23 protein-coding genes are annotated in these 21,141 nt (G+C 59.5%); 6 read left to right on the top strand and 17 right to left on the bottom strand.

From position 1 onward, the window contains the following. The first annotated feature begins 134 nt into the window (after window positions 1–134). Window positions 135–1,823, top strand: a complete 1,689-nt coding sequence (locus tag DOM27_RS08110; RefSeq protein WP_245392643.1) for an acyl-CoA dehydrogenase family protein — start codon at window positions 135–137, stop codon at window positions 1,821–1,823. 157 nt (window positions 1,824–1,980) lie between these two features. On the opposite strand, the gene DOM27_RS08105 is transcribed toward DOM27_RS08110, so the two are convergent. After that, a complete protein-coding gene (locus DOM27_RS08105) occupies window positions 1,981–2,589 on the bottom strand; it encodes a LysE family translocator (protein WP_110655531.1) in 609 nt (202 codons plus the stop codon). 175 nt (window positions 2,590–2,764) lie between these two features. On the opposite strand from DOM27_RS08105, the gene DOM27_RS08100 reads away from it, so the two are divergent. Beyond that, window positions 2,765–3,091 carry an ElaB/YgaM/YqjD family protein gene (locus tag DOM27_RS08100; protein ID WP_110655530.1) on the top strand — a complete coding sequence of 109 codons (327 nt, stop codon included), beginning with the start codon at window positions 2,765–2,767 and terminating at the stop codon, window positions 3,089–3,091. Between the two features lie 161 nt (window positions 3,092–3,252). Next, window positions 3,253–3,663 carry a carboxymuconolactone decarboxylase family protein gene (locus DOM27_RS08095; RefSeq protein ID WP_110655529.1) on the top strand — a complete coding sequence of 137 codons (411 nt, stop codon included), beginning with the start codon at window positions 3,253–3,255 and terminating at the stop codon, window positions 3,661–3,663. 108 nt (window positions 3,664–3,771) lie between these two features. On the opposite strand, the gene DOM27_RS08090 is transcribed toward DOM27_RS08095, so the two are convergent. Next, complete coding sequence (locus tag DOM27_RS08090) at window positions 3,772–4,500, bottom strand: Crp/Fnr family transcriptional regulator (RefSeq protein ID WP_110655528.1); 729 nt, start codon at window positions 4,498–4,500, stop codon at window positions 3,772–3,774. A gap of 269 nt (window positions 4,501–4,769) precedes the next feature. After that, complete coding sequence (locus tag DOM27_RS08085; RefSeq protein WP_110655527.1) at window positions 4,770–5,384, bottom strand: hypothetical protein; 615 nt, start codon at window positions 5,382–5,384, stop codon at window positions 4,770–4,772. A gap of 299 nt (window positions 5,385–5,683) precedes the next feature. On the opposite strand from DOM27_RS08085, the gene DOM27_RS08080 reads away from it, so the two are divergent. Then, window positions 5,684–6,382, top strand: a complete 699-nt coding sequence (locus DOM27_RS08080) for a phosphatase PAP2 family protein (RefSeq protein WP_110655526.1) — start codon at window positions 5,684–5,686, stop codon at window positions 6,380–6,382. Window positions 6,383–6,435: 53 nt separating this feature from the next. On the opposite strand, the gene DOM27_RS08075 is transcribed toward DOM27_RS08080, so the two are convergent. After that, window positions 6,436–7,575, bottom strand: a complete 1,140-nt coding sequence (locus DOM27_RS08075) for a GGDEF domain-containing protein (RefSeq protein ID WP_157956736.1) — start codon at window positions 7,573–7,575, stop codon at window positions 6,436–6,438. Between the two features lie 317 nt (window positions 7,576–7,892). Between DOM27_RS08075 and DOM27_RS08070 the strand changes: the two genes are divergently transcribed. Beyond that, on the top strand, window positions 7,893–8,294 hold the full coding sequence (locus tag DOM27_RS08070) for a DoxX family protein (protein WP_110655524.1): 402 nt from the start codon (window positions 7,893–7,895) through the stop codon (window positions 8,292–8,294). A 21-nt stretch (window positions 8,295–8,315) separates the two neighbouring features. On the opposite strand, the gene DOM27_RS08065 is transcribed toward DOM27_RS08070, so the two are convergent. From DOM27_RS08065 to metE, 7 genes are all read right to left on the bottom strand, one after another. Next, window positions 8,316–9,005 carry a uracil-DNA glycosylase family protein gene (locus DOM27_RS08065; protein WP_110656394.1) on the bottom strand — a complete coding sequence of 230 codons (690 nt, stop codon included), beginning with the start codon at window positions 9,003–9,005 and terminating at the stop codon, window positions 8,316–8,318. A 61-nt stretch (window positions 9,006–9,066) separates the two neighbouring features. After that, complete coding sequence (locus tag DOM27_RS08060) at window positions 9,067–9,540, bottom strand: TspO/MBR family protein (RefSeq protein WP_245392642.1); 474 nt, start codon at window positions 9,538–9,540, stop codon at window positions 9,067–9,069. Between the two features lie 5 nt (window positions 9,541–9,545). Beyond that, entirely contained in the window at window positions 9,546–9,986 is a 441-nt protein-coding gene (locus DOM27_RS08055) for a VOC family protein (protein ID WP_110655522.1), read from the bottom strand. A gap of 202 nt (window positions 9,987–10,188) precedes the next feature. After that, complete coding sequence (locus tag DOM27_RS08050) at window positions 10,189–10,593, bottom strand: DoxX family protein (protein WP_110655521.1); 405 nt, start codon at window positions 10,591–10,593, stop codon at window positions 10,189–10,191. A gap of 25 nt (window positions 10,594–10,618) precedes the next feature. After that, window positions 10,619–11,227, bottom strand: a complete 609-nt coding sequence (locus DOM27_RS08045; RefSeq protein WP_110655520.1) for an FMN-dependent NADH-azoreductase — start codon at window positions 11,225–11,227, stop codon at window positions 10,619–10,621. Between the two features lie 150 nt (window positions 11,228–11,377). Continuing rightward, window positions 11,378–12,163, bottom strand: a complete 786-nt coding sequence (locus DOM27_RS08040) for a C-type lysozyme, inhibitor (RefSeq protein ID WP_110655519.1) — start codon at window positions 12,161–12,163, stop codon at window positions 11,378–11,380. 289 nt (window positions 12,164–12,452) lie between these two features. Further along, window positions 12,453–14,741: a 5-methyltetrahydropteroyltriglutamate--homocysteine S-methyltransferase gene (gene metE, locus DOM27_RS08035; protein WP_110655518.1), complete on the bottom strand. Its 2,289-nt coding sequence runs from the start codon at window positions 14,739–14,741 to the stop codon at window positions 12,453–12,455. A gap of 124 nt (window positions 14,742–14,865) precedes the next feature. On the opposite strand from metE, the gene DOM27_RS08030 reads away from it, so the two are divergent. Beyond that, window positions 14,866–15,795 carry a LysR family transcriptional regulator gene (locus tag DOM27_RS08030; protein ID WP_110655517.1) on the top strand — a complete coding sequence of 310 codons (930 nt, stop codon included), beginning with the start codon at window positions 14,866–14,868 and terminating at the stop codon, window positions 15,793–15,795. Window positions 15,796–16,010: 215 nt separating this feature from the next. Here DOM27_RS08030 and DOM27_RS08025 read toward each other — a convergent pair whose 3' ends face one another. The 6 genes from DOM27_RS08025 to DOM27_RS18270 all read right to left on the bottom strand — a co-directional run bounded on the left by DOM27_RS08025 (window position 16,011) and on the right by DOM27_RS18270 (window position 21,141). Beyond that, a complete protein-coding gene (locus DOM27_RS08025; RefSeq protein ID WP_110655516.1) occupies window positions 16,011–17,645 on the bottom strand; it encodes an ATP-binding protein in 1,635 nt (544 codons plus the stop codon). A gap of 273 nt (window positions 17,646–17,918) precedes the next feature. After that, window positions 17,919–18,638 carry a winged helix-turn-helix domain-containing protein gene (locus DOM27_RS08020; protein WP_110655515.1) on the bottom strand — a complete coding sequence of 240 codons (720 nt, stop codon included), beginning with the start codon at window positions 18,636–18,638 and terminating at the stop codon, window positions 17,919–17,921. A gap of 322 nt (window positions 18,639–18,960) precedes the next feature. Next, window positions 18,961–19,608: a glutathione S-transferase family protein gene (locus DOM27_RS08015; RefSeq protein ID WP_110655514.1), complete on the bottom strand. Its 648-nt coding sequence runs from the start codon at window positions 19,606–19,608 to the stop codon at window positions 18,961–18,963. Between the two features lie 25 nt (window positions 19,609–19,633). Continuing rightward, a complete protein-coding gene (locus DOM27_RS08010) occupies window positions 19,634–20,173 on the bottom strand; it encodes a carboxypeptidase regulatory-like domain-containing protein (protein WP_110655513.1) in 540 nt (179 codons plus the stop codon). Window positions 20,174–20,354: 181 nt separating this feature from the next. Continuing rightward, window positions 20,355–20,879 carry a retropepsin-like aspartic protease family protein gene (locus DOM27_RS08005; RefSeq protein WP_110655512.1) on the bottom strand — a complete coding sequence of 175 codons (525 nt, stop codon included), beginning with the start codon at window positions 20,877–20,879 and terminating at the stop codon, window positions 20,355–20,357. Further along, complete coding sequence (locus DOM27_RS18270) at window positions 20,869–21,141, bottom strand: DUF3253 domain-containing protein (RefSeq protein ID WP_110655511.1); 273 nt, start codon at window positions 21,139–21,141, stop codon at window positions 20,869–20,871. The genes DOM27_RS08005 and DOM27_RS18270 overlap by 11 nt, the downstream gene beginning before the upstream one ends.

Here is a 21,141-nt window from a genome sequence, read left to right as displayed (position 1 = left end):
CAACAGTCGGTGTCGTACCGGGGGCGTCGATCGTGTCGGGAGCCACAGGCCTATCGAGAGCTGCTGTGAAATAAACGGCGTTGCTGGAATACCGCGTTGGTCGAAGACCACGCACATTCATCGATGAGCGGTTTATGCTGAATTCAGTCACCCTGGAGGATTGCATGGCCGACTATGTGCCCCGCACCGAACTGACGACCCATCGCGTCGAAAACCAGCCCGGCATGGAAACCGAAGGTGACCTGTGGCGCACCGACCGGATGCTACGTGACGCCGTCGCGAAATTTGCTCCGCGTTGGGTGGAACAACGCCTTGAGCCGCTGGGCCAACGCCTGGCAGCGCCGGAGGTGGCGAACTGGGGCGATCAGGCCAACCGCTTCCCACCACAGCTCCACGCTTTCGACCGCTACGGTCGACGCCTGGACGAAGTCGACTACCACCCCGGCTATCATGCACTGATGGATCTCGCCATTCGCGACGGCTGGCACGCCGTCGCCTGGGAGCGCGAGCATGACGGCGGGCATCAGGCGCACATCGCCGCACTCTATCTGCTGACCCAGGCCGAACCCGGCTTCTGTTGCCCGATCACCATGACCCACGCGGCCATGCCGGTTCTGCGCCACCTGAGAGATGGCGAGGCATGGCAAGCGCGCCTCATGGGTCGGGACTACGACCCGACCGCCCTCCCGGCCTGGCAAAAGACGACCAATACTTTCGGCATGGCCATGACCGAGAAACAGGGCGGCAGCGACGTACGTCGCAACAGCACTCGAGCGCAGCCGATAACGGTTACTGGCCCTGGGGAATGGTATCGGCTCGAGGGCCACAAATGGTTCTGCAGTGCGCCAATGTCGGACGCCTTTCTGACGTTGGCCCAGACCGACGACGGACTCTCCTGCTTTCTGGCTCCGCGATTCACACCGGAGGGGGAACGTAATGCCATCGAGATTCAGCGGCTCAAGGACAAGTGCGGCAATCGCGCCAACGCTTCCGCCGAGATCGAATATGCCGGTGCCTGGGCGCAGCTCGTTGGCGAGCCCGGCCGCGGCGTGCCGGCCATTCTGGAGATGGTGCAGCAGACTCGGCTCGATGCCGCCACCGCACCGGCAGGCATGATGCGTCAGGCGCTGAGAGAGGTCTGGCACCACGTGCAGGAACGAACGGTTTTCGATCGGCGACTGGCCGACCAACCCTTGATGCAACGCGTGGTCGCCGACCTGGCGATCGAAACCGAGGCCAGCCTGTTACTCGCCATGCGCGGCGCGCGCGCCATGGACCGGACCACGGATGACGAGCACGAGGCAGCACTGACACGCCTGATTCCCGCGTTGGCCAAGTTCTGGCACAACAAACGCGGCCCCCTATTCATGGCCGAAGCGATGGAGTGTCTCGGTGGTGTCGGGTATGTCGAGGAAACGCCGTTGGCGCGACTCTATCGCGAGGCCCCGGTCAACTCGATCTGGGAAGGCTCAGGCAACGTCATTTGTCTGGACGTACTGCGAATCCTGGATCGCCACCCGGCCAGCATCGCGGCTCTACGAGAGGAGTTGAACCAGGCCCGAGGCCACCATCCTGCCTTCGACGCCGCGGTCGATTCACTCGACCATCGGCTGGCGGCGAGCTCGGAGCAGCTTCAGGTCGAGGCGCGTTGGCTTGCCCAGCGCATGGCGCAGACGCTGCAGGCGGCGCTGTTGATTCGCCACGCACCCAACGCCGTCGCCGATACCTTCTGCGCCACTCGGCTGAAAGACGCCTCGCCCATTTTCGGTGTAATGCCTTTCGACGCGCCGATCGCGCCAATACTCGAGCGTCTGAACGAATAGCCACACGCAATGAACTCGGAAGCCAACCTCACGCGAAGGTCTGAGAGGACAGTCTGAGGGGGAAGTCCAGGGCGAAGGTAGGGGGCGAAAAAATGGACGAAAACCTTGGCCGAGATTCTAGACCGAGCGGCGGGCGTCCCGGCGGTGCCGACGGCGATCAGCCCAGCGCTACCCGAGCGGCCAGCCCCAGCAACACGACGCCAGTCAGTCGGTGAATCCATCCGGCGCGTCGCTGCAACCACGGCAGTACTCGGGAATGCGACAGAACCAATGCGACCAGCACGTACCAACCGCCATCAACCAGCGCCGCCGTCGCAACGACAAGCCAGCGCGCATCCGCACTCAGATCGACAGTGACGAACTGGCTCAACAACGCAATGAAGAACACGATTAGCTTGGGATTACCCAACGCCACCAGCAGACCATCGCGCATGGCTCGACGCCAGCCTCTGGATTGGCTGACGACCTCGAAACCATCGCTACCGCCAGCGCGTAGTGCCTGAAAACCCAGCCATGCGAGATACAATGCACCACCCCAGGTCACCAACCGGTATAACCAAGGCTGATGGGCGATGACTGCCGCCAACCCCAATACCGTCAGGCCGGCGTATAGCCCGACGCCAAGGGCGTGAGCAATTCCCGCGACCACGCCACAGAGACGCCCACCGCCGACCGTATTCTGCATCACCATGGCCAGGCTGGGGCCTGGCGACATGGCCCCGAGGGCACATATCACCAGCAGAGAAAACCAGAGTTCCAACGACACGCCGACTTCCTGTTTTCATCATCGAAATCCGACCGTCGACTATACAGCACGCAGGCTGTCCAGCGAGCAGAAGCCCGTCAGCTTTGCCTATCAACCCGATTTTACGGCGGCGCAGGCACTTCAGAACGTCTACGCTGTCATACGCACAGGACCATAAACATCAAGGAAGTGAACCATGAGCCTATTCAACAAGCGTGACGACCAACAAGCACGTACCGACCGCATCCGTGACGATCTGCGCGACATCGGCGATCAAGGTCAGGCGTTGGGACGCGATCTGCGAGACGATGCCGGAGACGCCATCGAAGAAGCTCGGATGAAAAGCGAAGAGCAGTACGCCCGCATGGCGGCCGAATCGCGTCGACGCAATCGCCGCTTCAAGCGCTCGGCCAATCAATCCATGAACGACTGCGACCGCTATGTTCGCGAGCATCCGTGGTCAGGCATCGGCGTCGCGACCCTAGCCGGAGCGGTCCTAGGGCTGCTGATAAGCCGCCGCTGAAGTGTCCACAAGCGCCCCGCTCAGCGGGGCGTTTTCGTTGTCTCCAGCGTTCGAAACTATGATTACATAGTTTAACCGTGTTCAAACTTTCCAATCAAAGCTGTGGAAACTTGAGAACGATAGTCGTTTAATCGCATGAAACCTGCTTCAGGAGCCCTGAGATGAACGCTGATAAATGGCAGACGATCGACGTCGAAAATATTGATAAGTCCGCTAGATCGCTACATGCTTGTTCATTGGATCCGTCGATTCGTTGCCTGGCCGAGCTGCGCACCTCGCAGATCAATGGCTGCCTGAGCTGCACGCACTTTCGCCGTGAACAGGCCGAAGCGCTGGGCATTTCTGCCAGCAAGCTTCAGGCGTTGACGGCTTGGGCGGAGTCCGACGAATTCGATGAGCGGGAAAAAGCCGCTCTGGCGTGGTGCGAGTCTTTCACGCACTTCCGCCCGGCCAACCCGGCGACCCGCAAGCTGGCGCTGAATGCGTTCTCCCCACGGGAACTGGCGGATCTGACCATGGCAATCGAAATGACCAGCGCGCTGAGCCGCGCGTCACGTCGCGCCGCCGTCTAGGACGACTCGACGCCAGATTCAGGCCAAGTGCCATCTCGGCTCGCTTTCGCTACCGGCGTAAGCGAGCTTTCACGTATGCACTCCCTATTTGGCCATTGCCATCGTCGATCAAACGAGCGGCTCGACGTGATCATGCAGGCAGCCACTGACACTACCCTCGCGAGCCAATGCCCGCCGGTCCATCATGTGCGCCCAGCCACGCGCTATCTTGAGCAATCCTTCGTGGCGAAAGGCCGTCAGCGTCCGGCTGACATGCACCGGAGACAACCCTAGCGCATCCGCCAGCTGCTGTTGCGATAGCGGCAGACGAAAGCACTCTTCCAGGCCGTCATTACGGCGCCGAAGCCGACAGAATATCTCGAACAGCAGGTAGGCTACTCGCTGGCGAGCACTACGCCGAGAGAGATGGACCATTCGCTCGCTCAGCACGGCCTGCTGATAGGAGCAGACGGCGAAGCAGAGCGACATCAAACTGGTCGATTGACGAAACAGATCATGTAGCTGCCGATTCGACACCAACCGAATCTCGCCATCCTCCAGCATAGCAACGCTGGAAAGCCGTTGTTTGAATGAAAATTCACATAACCCGATGATATCTCCGGGTAAAAAGATCTCAAGAATATGGCGAGTGCCATCTTCCATATGGCGAAACGAATAAGCCCATCCCCGCCCTAACGTACAAAATTCTCTAGCGATGTCGCCCTCGTGCCAAAGTACCTGCCCCTTGATCACGTCAACTGCCGCGCCTTCAAGAGCGTCAAGCCGGTGGCGGTCATTTTCCGAGAGTGTTCCGTAGTGACCGAAGTGATGAGCGATACAGCCTTCCTGCTGACCCATGCTCTTGCCTTATCGAATTTTTCAATAATGACAGCATGTTAGGAAGGTTAATTACATAACATCGGTTAGATAGCACGGGGAAATACCCGAGGCGTCTACCGTATGCGAAGGTTCACGGACGATCCCCGAGCCATCTGAGAGGCTCATCCCGTGAAGACCTGGACGCTGAGGCAAGGCGACGTACAGAGAATACGATACCGTTGCTCGGCGACTCGGCCGTAATCAATGGATCGTGGTTGCCCGGCTGGTCACAAGGCGCGGGCCAAAGGCTATCCAGAAGTACGGTTCAGAGTGCCGATCAGGTAGAGATCATGGAGGTAGGTGTCGAGCTTGTAGATTCCGTGAGTCAGCATGATCACCGCATAGATGATCAGCATCAAAATCCATTCACTATTCATCCAAGCCAGCGTTTCCACGGAAACCTGGTAGGCAATCGTGTAAAGACTCAGCCCACCGAAAAACATCACCACCAGGCAGTTCACCAACACCAACGTCAACAGCACGGGCCGACTGTCTTTGGCGGGCGGTCGGGTTTTCCAGGAAAGGAGGTGATGTACCAGAATTCGGCCGTTGGAGAGAATATGTCGCTGGCGACGTAACAATGCCGCCAGATACGGGGATGGCTGAGGGCGAGAGGCCGCGGAGAGCACGAGATCACGATCGAAGCGAGTGTCGAACAGTCGACCCGCGAGTTCCAGCAAACCTTGGAACTCTCCCGTTGCCTTGTACTGCTCGGCCTGGGTCGAGAGCTGACCCAGAGCGCTATCGTCAAATGTCTGCCGCTCGTCGTCTTCGAAGTTTTGAGCGTAATAGATGTCATAAACCTGATAAACGGCGATCGCGACACCTACGAAAATCAAGAACAACATCATTGTACTCAGCATGCTTCGTCACTCCTCGGGCGTCCCGATCAGAGCCACCATCATAGCAGGGAGACATTTAGGCAGGCCATCGGATCCGGTGTGGCAAACGGTCGCTATCGGCAGACAGCGCACGTGACAATTGAACGAGCAAAGAGAGAACTGGACAAGCAACAAACGCGTCCTGACTGTCATCATCCTGGCTCTCTTGATGAGCCATCGTTCCCGGATACCCAAAGATTCGACACCATGTTATCAAACACTGTTCCTTATAGAATGCTTAAATTATAATCCTCGCAGACGAATCACCCTGCGAGTCACTGATGAACATACAATGGAAACGTCTGATCGGTCTGAATCTGATCGCACTGGGGTTGTTGCTTAGCTGGGCCCTACCCCATGGGTTGCCCTGGGATAACGTGGACGACCGGATTTTCTGGACCTTCAATCAATGGATCACTCCCAATCACGAACTGTGGGACAACATCCTGGCACTGCTCAACACACGCTTTTTCGATGCAGCATCGTTCGCGGTGATGGGTGGACTGTTCACCATGGCGATGTGCCGAGATCCGCGTCCCGACAGGCTGCGCCGATGGCTCGGTATTGGTCTGACGATGCTGTTGACCGCGGGTATCATCGCGGTAGTCACCAACAATGCCATCACCTACGGGCATCCCAGCCCGACGCGCTTTTTTGCTCATGCGGCTCGGCTGACGGACATTGTTTCGATTCCCACCAAGGACGCCGCATCGAATAGTTTTCCCGGCGATCATGGCTTGATGCTGATGATCTTCGCCGGCTTCATGCTACGCTTTGCCGACCGCCGCATCGCCGGATGGAGCCTGGCCTTCGTGCTGCTATTGAGTGCGCCCAGAATCATGGTCGGTGCGCACTGGTTCAGCGATGTCTACATGGGAGCGCTGAGCATCGCTCTTCTGATCCTGCCCTGGGTGCTTTGCACGCCTGTGGCGGGCGGTATGACGAAGCTCATCCAACGTGGGCTACCACGGCTGACCTGAGCGCTTTAACGATGCCGGTCTGGAAATCCCCGGAGAGAGAGCTTTAGTGAGGTTTATACCTCATCGATCTCCAAAGCACTTTCTGCGCCCCGGGTAAGCCGCTCGGCATTGCGGGAGGCGGAACTATCGGCGTGCCCCTTGGCCACGACCTGATCGCGACCACCGGATTTCGCGGCGTAGAGACGGCGATCCGCCAGATCGATCACATCTCGGAGATGCAGGCCTTCACGAGACAGCGCGATACCCATCGACACCGTTGCTGGCAATACAGTGCCGTCGAGCCAACAGGGGTGACGCGCCAGCCGGTCACGGATTCGCATGGCGGCGGCGATAGCCTGCGTCTGACCGGCGCCGGGCAGCAGAATCAGGAATTCCTCCCCCCCGACACGGCCAACACTGTCATCGCTGCGCAGCGAATCCCGTAATAGCTTGGCGAGATGACGGAGCACGGCATCGCCCGCGGTGTGCCCGTGATTGTCGTTGATGTTTTTGAAATGATCCGCATCCACCAGCACGACGGCGAAAGCCCGGCCCAGCTTCCAGTAGCCAGAGGCCCGCTCGAAGATCGCACGCCGATTGAATGCTCGAGTCAGCGAGTCGTGCATGGCATCACGCCGGTAACGATGCTCATGGCGATCGGTGATCGCCAGCATGCGTAGAATCACGACGCACAGCATGACGAAGACCAGCCCCAGCCCCAGATCGGACAGTAGTGTATCCACCACCGAACGGGAAACGACAGGTACGCGTAGCGATGGCAAATGGAGCACGCCGAGCGAGAGCGCGATCAAGACGCCCGTAGCGAGAATCTTGGTTCGCCGCCTCAGATCGGCAAGCATCAGTTCGACCTCGGCGAACAACAGATAGTAGATCACGCTGACCTGATTGGCCGCGATGTCGGTACCCACGCCGACGAAGACGAGAAAGACACCCAACTTGACAGCCAATGCCGTCGCCACATAGAGCCGGCGATGCAGCATTAGCGCCAGCACGTAACCACCCAGGCAGAGCAGATTGAGTCCACCCAGCCAAAAATGCCCGACAGCGAACAGCAACGGCGCCACGATCACCTGCAAACACAGCGCGAGCAGATAGATTTCGGCCATGATCTCGAAGCTACGTCGGCGCTCCGCCGGCAGAGAGTCGGGCGCTTCCGTACATTTCCGCCAGAGAGAGAAGAACAGGCTCTGCATTGTCGACTCGTTCTTGTATGTAGGGTACGCAACCGTGGCCAGGCCCTTCTCCGCCGGACACACAGAATGATGTCGAACCATGACCAAGCGGCGATCCTGCATCGAGCGCATCAGAGTTTGGGGAAGCGCACGGGTTTGAGTATCGCCCGGTTTAACAAAAAATAACATTGTCAAAATTGCTAAGAACAATGTAGTCAATTGATTACAAATAGACACTTTAATTATTGAGCCGGCATCTGCCGCAAGTTCTGGTAGCCTAGCCTCGCCAGAGTGGCATCGCATTGCTGACAAATAGTGTTACCACACGGAAATTTCTTATGCGCTTCCTGCACAACGAAGACTTGGGCAAACTCCTGCTACGCCTGTGCGTCGGCGGCCTGATCCTGCTTCATGGCATCAGCAAACTGATGGATCCCTCCAGCCTCAACGGTATCGCCCAACAGCTTTCAGCAATGGGGCTCCCCTCTTTCGTTGCCTATGGCGTGCTGGTCGGCGAAATCGTCGCACCGCTGATGGCTATCGTCGGCTGGCAGGCACGAATCGGTGGGCTGTTGATGGCGGTCAACATGATCGTGGCGCTGGTACTCGTCCATACAGGCCAACTATGGACACTCAATGGTCAGGGTGGCTGGACACTCGAGCTACAGGGCATGTTCCTGGGCGGGGCGCTGGCAATCACGTTTCTGGGCAGTGGCCGGATGGCAACGAAACCCGATTGAGGCAACGCCTCATCATTGATATCACTCGATGTTCAAGGCCGCTAGCCGCGCATCCAGGAGGCTGGGGAAACGCTTGAACCACTGCTGATTGAGTGGCGACGGATGGGGCAGCGGCGCCAGAACGAAACGCTTGGTCGAACCGTCAGGTAGGGACAGTTCGGTGACGTGAGTCGTGGCAAAGCGATCGTCACGGTTCCAGAAGGCTGCCAGCGCATCACGAACTGCCGGCGGCTGGCCGATACCGAACCAGAAAAACGCTTCACGCCCCAGCGTGATGACCTGTTCGCCCTGCCACTGCTGGGCCAGGAGCGCCGCCACCAACGGTTGAAAACGCCGCTTTACGGCCATCGACCATGCCTTGTTGCCTTGCGGCTTGTAAGGGACGGTATTGATCCAGAAGAGGTCTTCGCCGACCGTCAGCGAAGTCTCGAAGTCCGGTAGAGACTTGCCGTGGCGGTGCCGATAGAGTGCGCCGCGCACCTTCTGACCGCCAGCTCCCACGAAGGGCAAACCCACGTCGACCTCTTTCTTGCCGGGATCACGCCCGAAGATCGCGAGCGTTGCCTCTCGAGGCCCCAGGCCGACGATCGGCGCCAGCGGGTCTCGGCCGTACTGGCGATAGACCTCGCGGTCCAGCCGCTCGAGTTCGGCCGCTTCCCGACGCATCGCCTTTTCGATATCTGCCGGAAGTGGGCTGGCCCGATGACTCATGAACATCCTTTCGCTGTCGAGACGATGCATCTCTGCATGGCCGCCGTAGGCCGCAGATACCTCAATGCCACGGGGCGTTGAATACCAACAGCGCCGCGTTGAGATAGGCGGCGAAACTGACCCACGCAAGGTAGGGCAACAGCAAGCCGGCAGCGAGGCGTGAATAGCGCGAGAACGTCACGATCGTCCACACGATCAGCCCCCACATCAATAGCAGATCGAGTAGCCCGATCAGCATCCAGTGCGCCGCAAAGAACAGCCATGACCATACCCCGTTGGCGATCAACTGCAGCATGAAAGGCGCCAGCGCCGTCCGACGATCGCTGCGCGGGACGATCAATGTCACCTTCCAGGCCGCCACTGCCATCATCAGATAAAGCAGCGTCCAGGCGGCGGGAAACAGCCAGTCCGGCGGGGTCAGGGGCGGCTTGACGAGCGCGGCATACCACTCGCCGGGCGGGGCCAGAATGCCGCTGCTGGCGGCAACCGCCACCAGCAGCAACCAGCCGCAGAAGACAAGACTCGAACGGCTCACGATATTTACCAGCTACCCGTATTTTCCATCGAGGCCCAGGGCTCACTGGGTTCAAGTGCATCACCTTTCTGGAGCAGCTCGATGGAAATGTCATCCGGCGAGCGAACGAAAGCCATGTGGCCGTCGCGCGGCGGGCGATTGATGGTGACGCCACCGGCCTGCAATTTTTCGCATAGTGCGTAGATATCGTCGACACGATAGGCCAGATGACCAAAATTGCGGCCTCCGGTGTATGTCTCCGGATCCCAGTTGTAGGTCAGCTCGACCATCGGCGACTGCTCGGCCTTGGCGCGCGGGGTGTCATTGGGCGTCGCCAGGAAAACCAGGGTAAACCGACCCTTCTCGTTTTCCTTGCGCGAGACTTCCTGCAGGCCCAGCAGGTCGCAGTAGAAATGCAGCGAGGCGTCGAGATCGGCAACGCGAACCATCGTATGCAGGTATTCCATGAAATCTTCCTGATTCGTCAGTGTATTGAACCACTCTATGGTAGACCACGACCGCCGTTCGGTGAATGACACTGTCTATCCCTCAAGGTAAACATCGTCTCGCATACCGGTCGGCGGCGACTTGGGCCACCATAGGCAAAATAAAGCCCTCGATACCGATGATATCGAGAGCTTTCCCGGGGGCGATATCGCTTGCCGGGAATCAGTCGGGTTTCAACGCCGTGCGACCGCTGCCAAGGAACACCACCGCCAGCGCGGCGAAGAAGTACATCCCCTGCAGTTCCAGCGCCCAGCCGCCCTGCTCGTTGAGCGATCCCAACTGGGGTAGATGGACCAGCAGGACCGCAACGGTCATATTGCCGGCCATCAGCAGACCGCCAATTCGCGCCTGCCAACCAACGATCGCCATCAGCGGACCGACCACCTCGCCCAGCAAGACGCCATAGGCGAGAAACGCCGGTAGACCGATCCCCTCCAGCATCTGGCCCAACCCGTCGAAGCTGCCCGGATGAGTGACCTTGTTGATGCCGTGAAACAGAATCAGGATGCCTACGCTCAGGCGAACGATCAGCTTGCCGAGACCATCGTTTTGCAGCAGTTGACGCATGACAGACTCCCCGGGATATGGACCCTTAAAATCGCGATGAAACGTACTGGCCGATCGCCTGCTTCGCCTCTTTCAGAGACTGTTGCTTGCGTTCATCGCCCATGTTGAGGCCTTCCGCGTAGATCGTGTGAACATCCTTGATCCCGATCAGCCCCAGCATGTGCTTGAGATGCGGCGTTTGAGAGTCCATCTCCGTGCCGGCATACATGCCGCCGCGCGCCGCCAGAATCAGCCCGGACTTGCCTTCCAGCAACCCAACCGGGCCATTGGCGGTGTATTGAAAGGTCTTGCCGGCGCGCAGAATACGGTCGAACCAGGACTTGAGCTGGCTCGGAATCCCCAAGTTGTAGAGCGGCACCGCCAGAACCAGCACGTCGCTGGCCTCGACTTCGGCCAGAAGCTCATCGGAGATCCGCGCCAAAGCCTGCTGTTCGAGGCTGCGCTCGGCGGGCTCGGTCATCCAGCTCGTCATCTCCGCTCCCGTCAGATGCGGCAACGTCTGTTCGACCACGTTGCGCTCGGTGAGCTCGACATCTCGGGCTTCCAGCGACTGCTTGAAGGACTCCGCCAGCGCGCGAGATTGACCACCCTCGCCGAAAAGAGAACTGGTAATGAGAAGAATGCGTTGCGTCATGAATCTGCCTCCGAACCTGAGTACAAGACACCGGCAGCCGCCGGCGAACGTTGGAGGCATTATTCATTGTGCTTTTTGAAATGAAAAACGCGAAAAATGGCACGAACCGTTCGACGCTATCGTTCATATCATGACGATCGGCTCCGATATCTACCGACTGGCCTCGACACCCTGCCCGCAGCCGTGAAATTCACGCCCGCCATAGCGCAACGTCACCTTGACCGGCCATGGCTTGCCACTCATGTCATCGAAACAGGCGCCGGCCCGAAGATTCAGCTCCATCGGATAGCGGCCGCTATCGCTGACCAACACCATGCTTGCATCGCTACCGTTATGTACCGCAGCGACCCGGTAATCGAACGTATCGCTGGCCTGGCCGTAATCGGATACCAGCGTCAGTGAATGGCTGTTGCGATCGAGTGAAACATTCCAGCCCGGTTCGTTGCCGCCAGCGTAGAGTATGCTGTCGGGGTGCTGCTCGCGAGTCGCCGTTTCGCGTTCGTTGGCCAGCGTACAGACCAGTCGTCCGTTGTCGCTTTCGACGCGGGCGTCGCGGCCCTGGCGCCAGAATGACAGCCCCCCGAGTTCGTAACGGGATCCGGCCCCGACCACGGCACTGGGCAGCTCGGTCTCCCCCAGCGCTGTCCATAGTCGCAATCGGCTCTCATCGGGCGTGGTCGTCACCAGGTCTTGAGACGGCGTACAGCGCCAGGCAGTGAAGGTCTTGCCGCCATCCGCGAAGAAGGCACTGGGTAGTAGCGGGGACTTGAGCGCCTCCAACGCCGACGACGGTGCCGTCGAGTTCACACGGGGGTGCCCCCCGCCGGCACAACCCGCAAGCAAGAGCGCGCAGATCGATGCAGCCAACCAGCTAAGCGATGAGTGATGGCAATGGAGGGCGCGGCGGTCTGTGCCAGCCTGAGGCGCTTTGGACATGAGTGAGATTCCCGAGAGATGTCTGAACACGAAGAGAGCGCTTACTAGAGGGCTGCACTCGACAATACAGCGTTAAAATTGACCTCAAAATACTCATTTACGCCCTGTAAATTCCGCTTTCTCGTCCAATTTCGCCTTGCCTTGTCTTCGTTCGCCTGTTTTGTAAACGCCCTCGAAGAGCCGTCATAAAAAAGCGCCGCGAGATCGTCTCGCGGCGCAATGTTCAGCCTAACATGCCAGGGGTACTGGCGGGCCAAACCACGAACCCGTTCATCGCTCGACAATCGTCTCAGGCATAACGCTTACGCAGCTCACGGGCAGCCTCGACCATGTTGGCCAGCGCCGGTTCCACTTCCGCCCAGCCGCGCGTTTTCAGGCCACAATCCGGATTGACCCAAAGACGCTCGGCCGGGATCTTTTCCGCCGCCTTGGCCATCAGATCGACCATCCAGGCACGCTCGGGAATGTTCGGCGAATGGATGTCGTAGACGCCCGGCCCAATCCCGTTGGGATAATCGAAGTGCTGGAAAGCATCCAGCAGCTCCATGTCCGAGCGCGACGTCTCGATGGTGATGACATCGGCATCCATCGCCGCGATAGCCCCGATGATGTCGTTGAACTCGGCATAGCACATGTGAGTGTGGATCTGGGTCCCGTCAGCAACGACCGCCGCGCTGAGCTGGAAGCACTCTACCGCCCAGTCGAGATAGGCCTGCCATTCGGCCTGGCGCAACGGCAGCCCTTCGCGCAGGGCAGGCTCGTCGATCTGAATGATCGCGATACCAGCACGTTCGAGATCGGCGACTTCATCGCGCAGCGCCAGTGCGATCTGACGACAGGTGGTGGCACGCGGCTGATCGTCACGCACGAACGACCACTGCAGGATGGTCACCGGGCCGGTCAGCATGCCTTTCATCGGCTTGTCGGTGAGAGACTGGGCGTACTCGCTCCAGCGCACCGTCATCGCCGCGGGTCGGGTCACGTCGCCGAAAATCACCGGCGGCTTGACGCAGCGCGAACCGTAGCTCTGGACCCAGCCGCTCTGAGTAAAGGCGAAACCATCGAGCTGTTCGCCGAAATATTCAACCATATCGTTACGTTCGGCCTCGCCATGCACCGGTACGTCGAGGCCCAGTTGCGCCTGACGCTCGACCACCAGCGAGATTTCATCACGCATACGGCGTTCGTAATCCGCCACATCGAGCTCGCCCCGCTTGAAGTCACGGCGAGCCGTGCGAATCTCCTGCGTCTGCGGGAAAGAGCCAATCGATGTCGTCGGAAACAGCGGCAGATCGAGTCGCGCACGCTGCGCTACCGCTCGTGCCGAATAGACGTTGCCACGCCGCGTGTCGGCGACGCCGACCTTGGCCAGACGCTCGGCGACCCGAGGCTTGTGAATGCGATGGGATTCACGTCTCGCAGCCAGCGCCCGGCTGGCATCCTCGACGCGCTGGCAATCTGATGGCGTCTCGACGCCATCGAGCACGTGCGCCAGCGTCACGATCTCATCCAGCTTCTGGCGTGCGAATGCCAGCCAGCTCTTCAATTCGGGGTCCAACTTGGTTTCGTTATCCAGATCCACCGGCACGTGGAGCAGCGAGCAGCTCGGCGCGAGCCACAGCCGATCCCCCAGCCGAGCCTTGGCATCCTTTAGCGCTCCGACGAGCTGGCTCAGATCAGCGCGCCAGATGTTGCGGCCATCGATGGCCCCCACAGAAAGCACCTTGTCGGGCGGCAGGCGATCGAGCACCGCGGTCAACTGCTGTGGTGCCCGCACCAGATCGATGTGCAGCCCTGCGACCGGTAGCGACACTGCCAGCCCCAGGTTATCGCCAAGGCCGCCAAAGTAGCTCGTCAGCAGCAACTTCACCGGGGCCGACTGCAACTGGTTGTAGGCAGACTCGAAAGCACGCTGCCAATCGTCGGGCAGGTCCTGAACCAGCGCCGGCTCGTCCAGTTGCACCCACTCGACCCCAGCGTCCGCCAGCCGGCTCAGAATCTGATCGTAGGTCGACACCAGGTCGTCGAGCAACGAAAGACGATCGAGGCCCTCACTCTTTGACTTGGCCAACCAAAGCCAGGTCACCGGGCCGGTCAAAGCCACCTTGATCGGGTGCCCTTCTGCCTTCGCTTCGGCGACTTCCTCGAACAATCGCTGGCTAGCGATACGGAAGGCCTGACCCTCATGCAATTCCGGCACCAGGTAGTGATAGTTGGTGTCGAAATATTTGGTCATCTCGCAAGCTGCCACCGGCTCACCGGACGGTGCGCGACCGCGGGCCATGCGGAAATCGGTATCGAGATCGACATCTCCATCGACGCTGCCGAAACGGGGCGGTACAGCGCCGACCAGTACGGAAACGTTGAGCACTTGGTCATAGAAAGCGAAGTCGCCGACGGTGACGACATCCAGGCCAGCGTCGACCTGATCCTGCCAATGCGTCTTGCGCAGACGTACGCCTTCCTGCTCGAGACCCTCGCGGTCGAGCTCACTCTTCCAGTAGGCTTCGACGGCTCTCTTCAATTCACGATGAGCGCCGATGCGCGGATAACCCAGCGTATGTACCAGAGTGGTCATGTGTAGGGTCTCTCAATGTTAGCGGTTAGAATGGCAAAGTGTTGGCTTGCCGAGCAGTCTGTCCGCCCACAAATCCTGAATCAAACGCGTTTATCTAATCACCAACGTGAGCAAAATTCATAACATGCTCGAACTTCGTCATCTCCGTACGCTCATCGCCTTGCGTGATACCGGCTCGCTGGTCGAAGCCGCGGAGCGTGTTCATCTGACCCAGTCCGCGTTATCGCACCAGATCAAGGACCTGGAGTCGCGGCTAGGCATGCCGCTATTCACGCGCAAGACCCGCCCGGTATCGTTTACCCGTGCCGGAGAGCGTCTGTTGACCTTGGCCGAGCAGGTGCTACCGCAGTTGCGTCTGGCAGAGCGGGACCTGGCACGACTGGCGGGGCACGAACATGGCCGCCTGCACATGGCGATCGAGTGTCACAGCTGTTTCCAGTGGCTGATGCCGACAATTGATCATTTCCGGGATCATTGGCCTGAAGTCGAGATCGATATCCCCAGCGGCCAGAATTTCGACCTGCTGCCGGGTCTGACCCGCGAAGCGCTGGATCTGGTGATTACCGATAACCCCGAGCCGCTGCCGGGCGTCCACTACGCCCCGCTGTTTCGCTACGAAGGTCTGCTCGCCGTTGCCAGGCAACATCCCTTGGCGACTCGCAGCTGGATCGAGCCGTCCGACCTTGCCGCGGAAACGCTTATCGTCTATCCGGTGGAACATTCCCGCCTGGACGTCTTCACGCAGTTTCTCGATCCGGCGAACGTGCGCCCGCAGGAAATCCGCAGCGCCGAACTCACGGTAATGATGATGCAGTTGGTGGCGAGTGGCCGTGGAGTCTGTGCCCTTCCCAACTGGGCACTGACCGAGTATCTGGAGCGCGACTACGTCAAGGCGCTGCCGCTGGGCAAGGAGGGCGTATGGAGTACGCTCTATGCGGCGATTCGGGAAGACAATCTGGGATTACCCTGGATGGAGGACTTCATTCGTACCGCGCGGGATACCTCGTTTGCGGTATTGAGTGGGGTCAAGCCGGCCGGCACGCCCGAATCATGACATCCGATAACCGCGACACTCGATAAATGTGACTCTCGATACATGTGACTCCCGATAAACGGGACATGAGAGTGATGAAGCGAGAGTCATGCCTCCGGAACGAGACATGACGGCGGGATAGACGAGCACCTCGACTACACGGCCGCGGCACCATCTCGATCAAAGTCGATCGTCTGCTGAGACCCAAGCCAGTCCGCTGATGTGACACGCGCCGATCAAGCCGACTCCTCGTCGAAGGTCACCGGACGGATCGCTTCGCGTCCGTGCAGCGGCAGCAACAGGCTGAACCGAGCGCCGCCCAGGCACTCGCTACGATCGACCACCACGTTGCCACCATGCCAGGCCATGATCTTCTGCACGATGGAGAGCCCCAGGCCGTAGCCGCCGGAGCGTCGCGTACGACTATCGTCGAGCCGGGCGAATGGCTTGAAGATAGCGATGCGTTTTTCTTCCGGCACGCCGGGACCGTCGTCCTCGACGTCGATACGCACCGCCCGCGGCTCGCGGTGGACCGTCACCACGACCTGATGCTCTGCATGGCGGCAGGCATTGGCGACCAGGTTCTGGACCGCCCGCTGCAAATAGCGCGGTTCCGCCTCGACCTCGAGCTCTTCACCGTCGGCGACTCGCAATTCGAGATGAGGATGCAGCGGACTCAAGGTATCCAGCACTCGCCAGGCCACCGCGCGGCACTCCAGACTTTCGGTCTTGAGCGACACGCCCTGCGCGGTTTCGCTGTCGAGCTTGGCATAGGTCAGAATTTCATCGATCAGCCGGTCGAGTTCGGCAATATCCTCGTCGATGCCGGCCAACTGGCGCTGGGCGACGTCATCCTGACTGAGATCCTCCAGCATCTGCACCGCGAAACGGATGCGTGCCACCGGTGTGCGTAATTCATGCGAGACCGCACGAATCATTTCCTGCTGACTGCGCAGCAACGACTGAACCTGGGATGCCATGCCATTGAGTGCCATACCCAGACGCCCGACGAAATCGCTGCTGTCGACCCGGACTCTCGAATTGAGATGGCCCGCCGCAATCCGCGTTGCGGCGCGCTCGAGCCGACCCACGCGGCCCTCGACGCTCCACACGATGAGATAGATCCCCCCCGCCAGAGCGGTCAGCACCATGATCAGTAATGCCAGCGCCAGCGACAGCGGTACCGATTCGAAACTGGGCAGCGGGCCGATCCGCAACCAACGATCCGCGCCTACCCGAGCGTGAATGTAGAGTTCGCTGAGCCCCGTGTCGAAACGCACCACCACTTCACCGGCGTCGAGACGCGTCGCCTGGATGGGGTCAACATCCGTGGGCGGTGACGTATACAGGCCGATCGGCACTTGAAACTGTCGTTTGACGCGCGCGAGACGCCGCGCCCGAATCTCGTCCTTTTCGCCACTCAGCCAGCTGCGAAGCACCTCGGTAATGCCCCGGAGCTGCATCTCGTTGAGACTATTGATTCGCGACGCCAGCACCCAGTTCGAGTGGGGGAGCTGATAGAGAGAACGCCAGCCGTCATCGGTCGACTCGATCACGGGGCGTTTTTCGCGTAGACGTGCGCGCTCGAAGTAGTTCAACGAGAGGTCGTCGAGCTTGAACAAGCCCAGCGGCATACCCAAGGTCGACGCCATCGATGCCAACCAGTCATCGCGTTGCGTGAGCGGTTGAAGTGACACGAGATCGGCGAGCAACGCCAGTGGACCACTGACCAGATTTTCCCGATAGTGCTCCTGACGCACTTTATCGACCATCAGGAAGCCAAACAGCACCATCGCAAAGGTAATGACCAACGCCGCCAGCAGCGACGCGTAAAATCGCAAAAATGTGCTGTCGGTAAAGGAACGACGCATGTGGGATCTCGCGCAGCAATCCGCTTCTTGAATGGCCTGAACGATGACGCTGACCGCGTTCAGGAAAAGACTGGGGCCATCGATGGACGGTATCGGAGTCCGTCGACAGATAGAACGGAACGCGGTCATAGCCACTGTAAACACATGGCATCGACCTCGCCCGCCATCAACGAAAGCTCGATGAAAGACGGCCTCGAACAAGGCATCCCGACGAACGGCTGTTACATCAATGCCGAAAGCGACGACAAGAGCCGAGATTCATGCCGTCTCGTTTCAACTGTCTCTGACGAACAGATACCCTTTGCTTCGCACGGTCTTGATGCGATGAGGGTGATTGGGATCGTCACCAATCTTGGGGCGAATGCGCGAGACGCGCACATCGATGGACCGATCCTGTCCGTCATACTTGATGCCGCGCAGTTGAGAGAAGATCTCTTCACGCGTCAATACGCGACCGGCGTTATCCGCCAGCAACCAGAGGAGATCGAATTCGGCGCTGGTGAGGTCGATACGCTGTTCCTCCAGCCACGCTTCACGCGTTGCGCTATCGATGACCAGATTCTCGAACGTCAGGCGCGTCGCCCCGCTCGACGAGACCAGGCTATCGGCGCGCCGCATCAGCGCGCGCATGCGTGCCAGCAGTACCCGCGGCTGAACCGGTTTGGGAACGTAATCGTCGGCACCCATTTCCAGGCCCAGCACCTGATCCATATCGTCGGTGCGTGCCGTCAGCATCAGAATGGGGCCGGCGTAATGCGGTCGCGCCCGGCGGCAGATCGACAGACCATCCTCGCCGGGCAACATCAGGTCGAGGATCACCATATCCGGTTGCTCCTCGACGATGCGTTCCACCCCGCGTGCGCCATCATGTTCGAGCCCTACCTGGAAACCGTTGGCCTCCAGATATTCACGCGTCAGATGGGCCAGGCGCTCGTCGTCTTCGATAATCAATACGCGATCTTGATTTGCAGTGCTGTCCAAGCTGTCATCCATCCCTTTGAGTTGGCCTCGAAACCCTGCATACCATGGTGTTCATTTATTATGGGCCAGTTGCTCGTAAAGCATGGCGTCGAAAGCCAGGCAAAATCACATGCCGCAACTGCTTTAATAGTCTTGAAAATTCGCATTCAGAAACGATAACTCTCGCTACGCTCGACATCAGAACCTAACGGATTAAACAGCATCATACCCGAATTGTTCCCTTTGTAACCCAGTATCGCCCATGGTCTACATAGGTTCGTGGATAAATTCAGACAGAAGACCGACGAGATCGACTGATATACGCGGAATCAGCGCCGCGCTGACCACCAGCCACTCAATAAGCCAGGCGCCCATAAAGTTCGCCGAAGGGACGCATCACATGCTGCTGATAGGCAGGTCGTGCCTGCAATCGCTGATACCAGGCTTCGACGTTGGGTAACGTCGGACGCGGGATCTCGAGTTCGAAATAGCGGTAGAGCGTAGTCCCGGCCGGGATGTCAGCCAACCCCAACTGATCACCGCTGAGAAACGGCGTTTCCCCCAGGCGGCTATCGAGCCGTCGATAAAGTCGATCGCATTTTGCTAGGGAGCGCTCGATAGCGGCGTCGTCATGCTGATCGCCCGGCGTCCGGTAGAACCCCCAGAACACGCCGCTGAAGAAGGCTGGCTCCAGCTCGGAAAGCGACCAGTCGAGCCAACGATCAACCAGCGACTGCGCGGCAGGCGTCGTACGCCGGAAGTCATCATTGCCATGAGCGGCGGCGAGATAGCGCAAGATGGAATGGGTCTCCCAGACGACGCTATCGCCGTCCTGAATCACGGGAATTCTGCCATTGGGATTCATCGCGAGAAACTCGGGAGAATCCAGCCCGCCATCCTCGCCGCCCGCGGGACGGTGAATGTAGTCGAGCGCCAGCTCGTCGGCCAGCCACAGCACCTTTTGTACGTTATATGAGCTACCCCGTCCCCAGATGGTCAGCATGATTCGACTCTCCCTGTCGTTGCATTCAGCGACTCAGGTCCACGTCCCGCGTCTGCCCCTTGCCGAGATCAATCTGCTTGATGATGATCGGACTGCGAGACTTGCCAGCGGGTAGCAGTACGCTTCCGGCTACGTAGAACACCCCTGCGGGTACGCCCCTGATGACAAAATAACCGTTGTCATCGGTCTTAGCATAGTGCGTGTATTCTCGAGCACGCGGATCGGCCGGTTCGATCTTGCGACCGGACAGCGCCACATCGGCAGCCTCGGCGGCATAACGCGTTGCGGGTGCCACGGAAACCGTTTCGCCGGATCCGATCAGGGTTTGACCGTCTGGGGTGTTGTAGGTCAAACGACCTTGAACAGCAGATGTGCCGGTCTTATCGAGTCGGGCATACTCATCGGCCGGAAAAGGGATCTGGCGTTTCACCACGGTCTCGTCGCTACCGGAGCGATCAAAGATATCCGGCATCTGCAACGATCCCGTGGAGAAGCTTTCACACCCGGCCAATACCAGCATCATCGTCAGTGTCAAAGCGCCCCGCCAAAAGTTTCCCACGACCATCGATTTTCTCCTGAAGATTCATCGTTATTCGTCAATTCGAGACTTGCCGCCGTTGTTGAAGACGCCCTTGAATTCGCACTCGACGCCTGACCAGCAAATTCGTAAGCAGCATCATACGTCGCCCGACGACCGGTTGACGACGCCCTGCTCATGACGACGCGGAGCCGCTGCGGGGAACTGATCAGGATTCCGGCGGGCCAACGACCATCCGATCACCGCGTATCTGAATATCGAACCGATCGAGAAAGCTCATGCCGAGCAGCACGACGTCACCATCGATCCCGGCATGGATCGATCCAGCGACACGATGCGCCTCCAGCCCCCCGAGCCTAACGCTATCGAGCGTTGCCAGGTGGCCACTGACTCGACCATTGGCGGTACTGAGCGTGACTTCACGGCCAGGCTCAAGGCTCAGGGACCGAGCAAGGGATCGGGAAAGGGAAACGTAGGTGGCGCCGGTGTCGACAAGCAGCGTGACGGCATGGCCGTCGATCTCGCCAGGCGCCACGAAGTGGCCGCTAGCATTGCGCTTCAACGTGACCGTAGCCTGCTCGCTCGAAGCGATCGTGACGAGATCGGCATTGGGATCGTTGCGGCGCTGCTCCACACCCCGAAACCACCACCCCGCAAGCAGCAGCAACATAATCCAAAACAACACCATCATGCCGACGCCTGTCCGACGAACGCCGCGAGCATCATTCTCCATTCGAGTGATCCCCCGCCTGCAGGCGGATCGCCCCATGCCAAGGAACTTCAGGCGATAGCACCCGGCCTCTCTGACTGACCCGAAGACGTCCCTCTCGAGCCAATTTGCGCACGCAGCCACGGAAGCACCCCATCAGCGGATGCCAGTCATCTGCCAACTGGCGCGCCACCTCAGAGGGGCAGAAAGTTTTGCCCGGGCCGCGCGAGCCGGCCATCGACAGGATCGCGCGCCTCACCGTCGCCGGGTCGATTGGCGACGTCAT

Origin of the sequence: Salinicola halimionae (genome assembly GCF_003206065.1) — a bacterium.
GTDB lineage: Bacteria > Pseudomonadota > Gammaproteobacteria > Pseudomonadales > Halomonadaceae > Salinicola > Salinicola halimionae.
This window is presented reverse-complemented; position numbering and strand designations above follow the sequence as displayed.

Bases quoted from the DNA above. Each gene is read 5' to 3' on its own strand.
- DOM27_RS08110 (WP_245392643.1), top strand. From the start codon at position 135: ATGCTGAATTCAGTCACCCTGGAGGATTGCATGGCCGACTATGTGCCC.
- DOM27_RS08100 (WP_110655530.1), top strand. From the start codon at position 2,765: ATGAGCCTATTCAACAAGCGTGACGACCAACAAGCACGTACCGACCGC.
- DOM27_RS08095 (WP_110655529.1), top strand. From the start codon at position 3,253: ATGAACGCTGATAAATGGCAGACGATCGACGTCGAAAATATTGATAAG.
- DOM27_RS08090 (WP_110655528.1), bottom strand. From the start codon at position 4,500: ATGGGTCAGCAGGAAGGCTGTATCGCTCATCACTTCGGTCACTACGGA.
- DOM27_RS08085 (WP_110655527.1), bottom strand. From the start codon at position 5,384: ATGCTGAGTACAATGATGTTGTTCTTGATTTTCGTAGGTGTCGCGATC.
- DOM27_RS08080 (WP_110655526.1), top strand. From the start codon at position 5,684: ATGAACATACAATGGAAACGTCTGATCGGTCTGAATCTGATCGCACTG.
- DOM27_RS08075 (WP_157956736.1), bottom strand. From the start codon at position 7,575: ATGCAGAGCCTGTTCTTCTCTCTCTGGCGGAAATGTACGGAAGCGCCC.
- DOM27_RS08070 (WP_110655524.1), top strand. From the start codon at position 7,893: ATGCGCTTCCTGCACAACGAAGACTTGGGCAAACTCCTGCTACGCCTG.
- DOM27_RS08065 (WP_110656394.1), bottom strand. From the start codon at position 9,005: ATGAGTCATCGGGCCAGCCCACTTCCGGCAGATATCGAAAAGGCGATG.
- DOM27_RS08055 (WP_110655522.1), bottom strand. From the start codon at position 9,986: ATGGAATACCTGCATACGATGGTTCGCGTTGCCGATCTCGACGCCTCG.
- DOM27_RS08050 (WP_110655521.1), bottom strand. From the start codon at position 10,593: ATGCGTCAACTGCTGCAAAACGATGGTCTCGGCAAGCTGATCGTTCGC.
- DOM27_RS08045 (WP_110655520.1), bottom strand. From the start codon at position 11,227: ATGACGCAACGCATTCTTCTCATTACCAGTTCTCTTTTCGGCGAGGGT.
- DOM27_RS08040 (WP_110655519.1), bottom strand. From the start codon at position 12,163: ATGTCCAAAGCGCCTCAGGCTGGCACAGACCGCCGCGCCCTCCATTGC.
- metE (WP_110655518.1), bottom strand. From the start codon at position 14,741: ATGACCACTCTGGTACATACGCTGGGTTATCCGCGCATCGGCGCTCAT.
- DOM27_RS08030 (WP_110655517.1), top strand. From the start codon at position 14,866: ATGCTCGAACTTCGTCATCTCCGTACGCTCATCGCCTTGCGTGATACC.
- DOM27_RS08025 (WP_110655516.1), bottom strand. From the start codon at position 17,645: ATGCGTCGTTCCTTTACCGACAGCACATTTTTGCGATTTTACGCGTCG.
- DOM27_RS08020 (WP_110655515.1), bottom strand. From the start codon at position 18,638: ATGGATGACAGCTTGGACAGCACTGCAAATCAAGATCGCGTATTGATT.
- DOM27_RS08015 (WP_110655514.1), bottom strand. From the start codon at position 19,608: ATGCTGACCATCTGGGGACGGGGTAGCTCATATAACGTACAAAAGGTG.
- DOM27_RS08010 (WP_110655513.1), bottom strand. From the start codon at position 20,173: ATGGTCGTGGGAAACTTTTGGCGGGGCGCTTTGACACTGACGATGATG.
- DOM27_RS08005 (WP_110655512.1), bottom strand. From the start codon at position 20,879: ATGGAGAATGATGCTCGCGGCGTTCGTCGGACAGGCGTCGGCATGATG.
- DOM27_RS18270 (WP_110655511.1), bottom strand. From the start codon at position 21,141: ATGACGTCGCCAATCGACCCGGCGACGGTGAGGCGCGCGATCCTGTCG.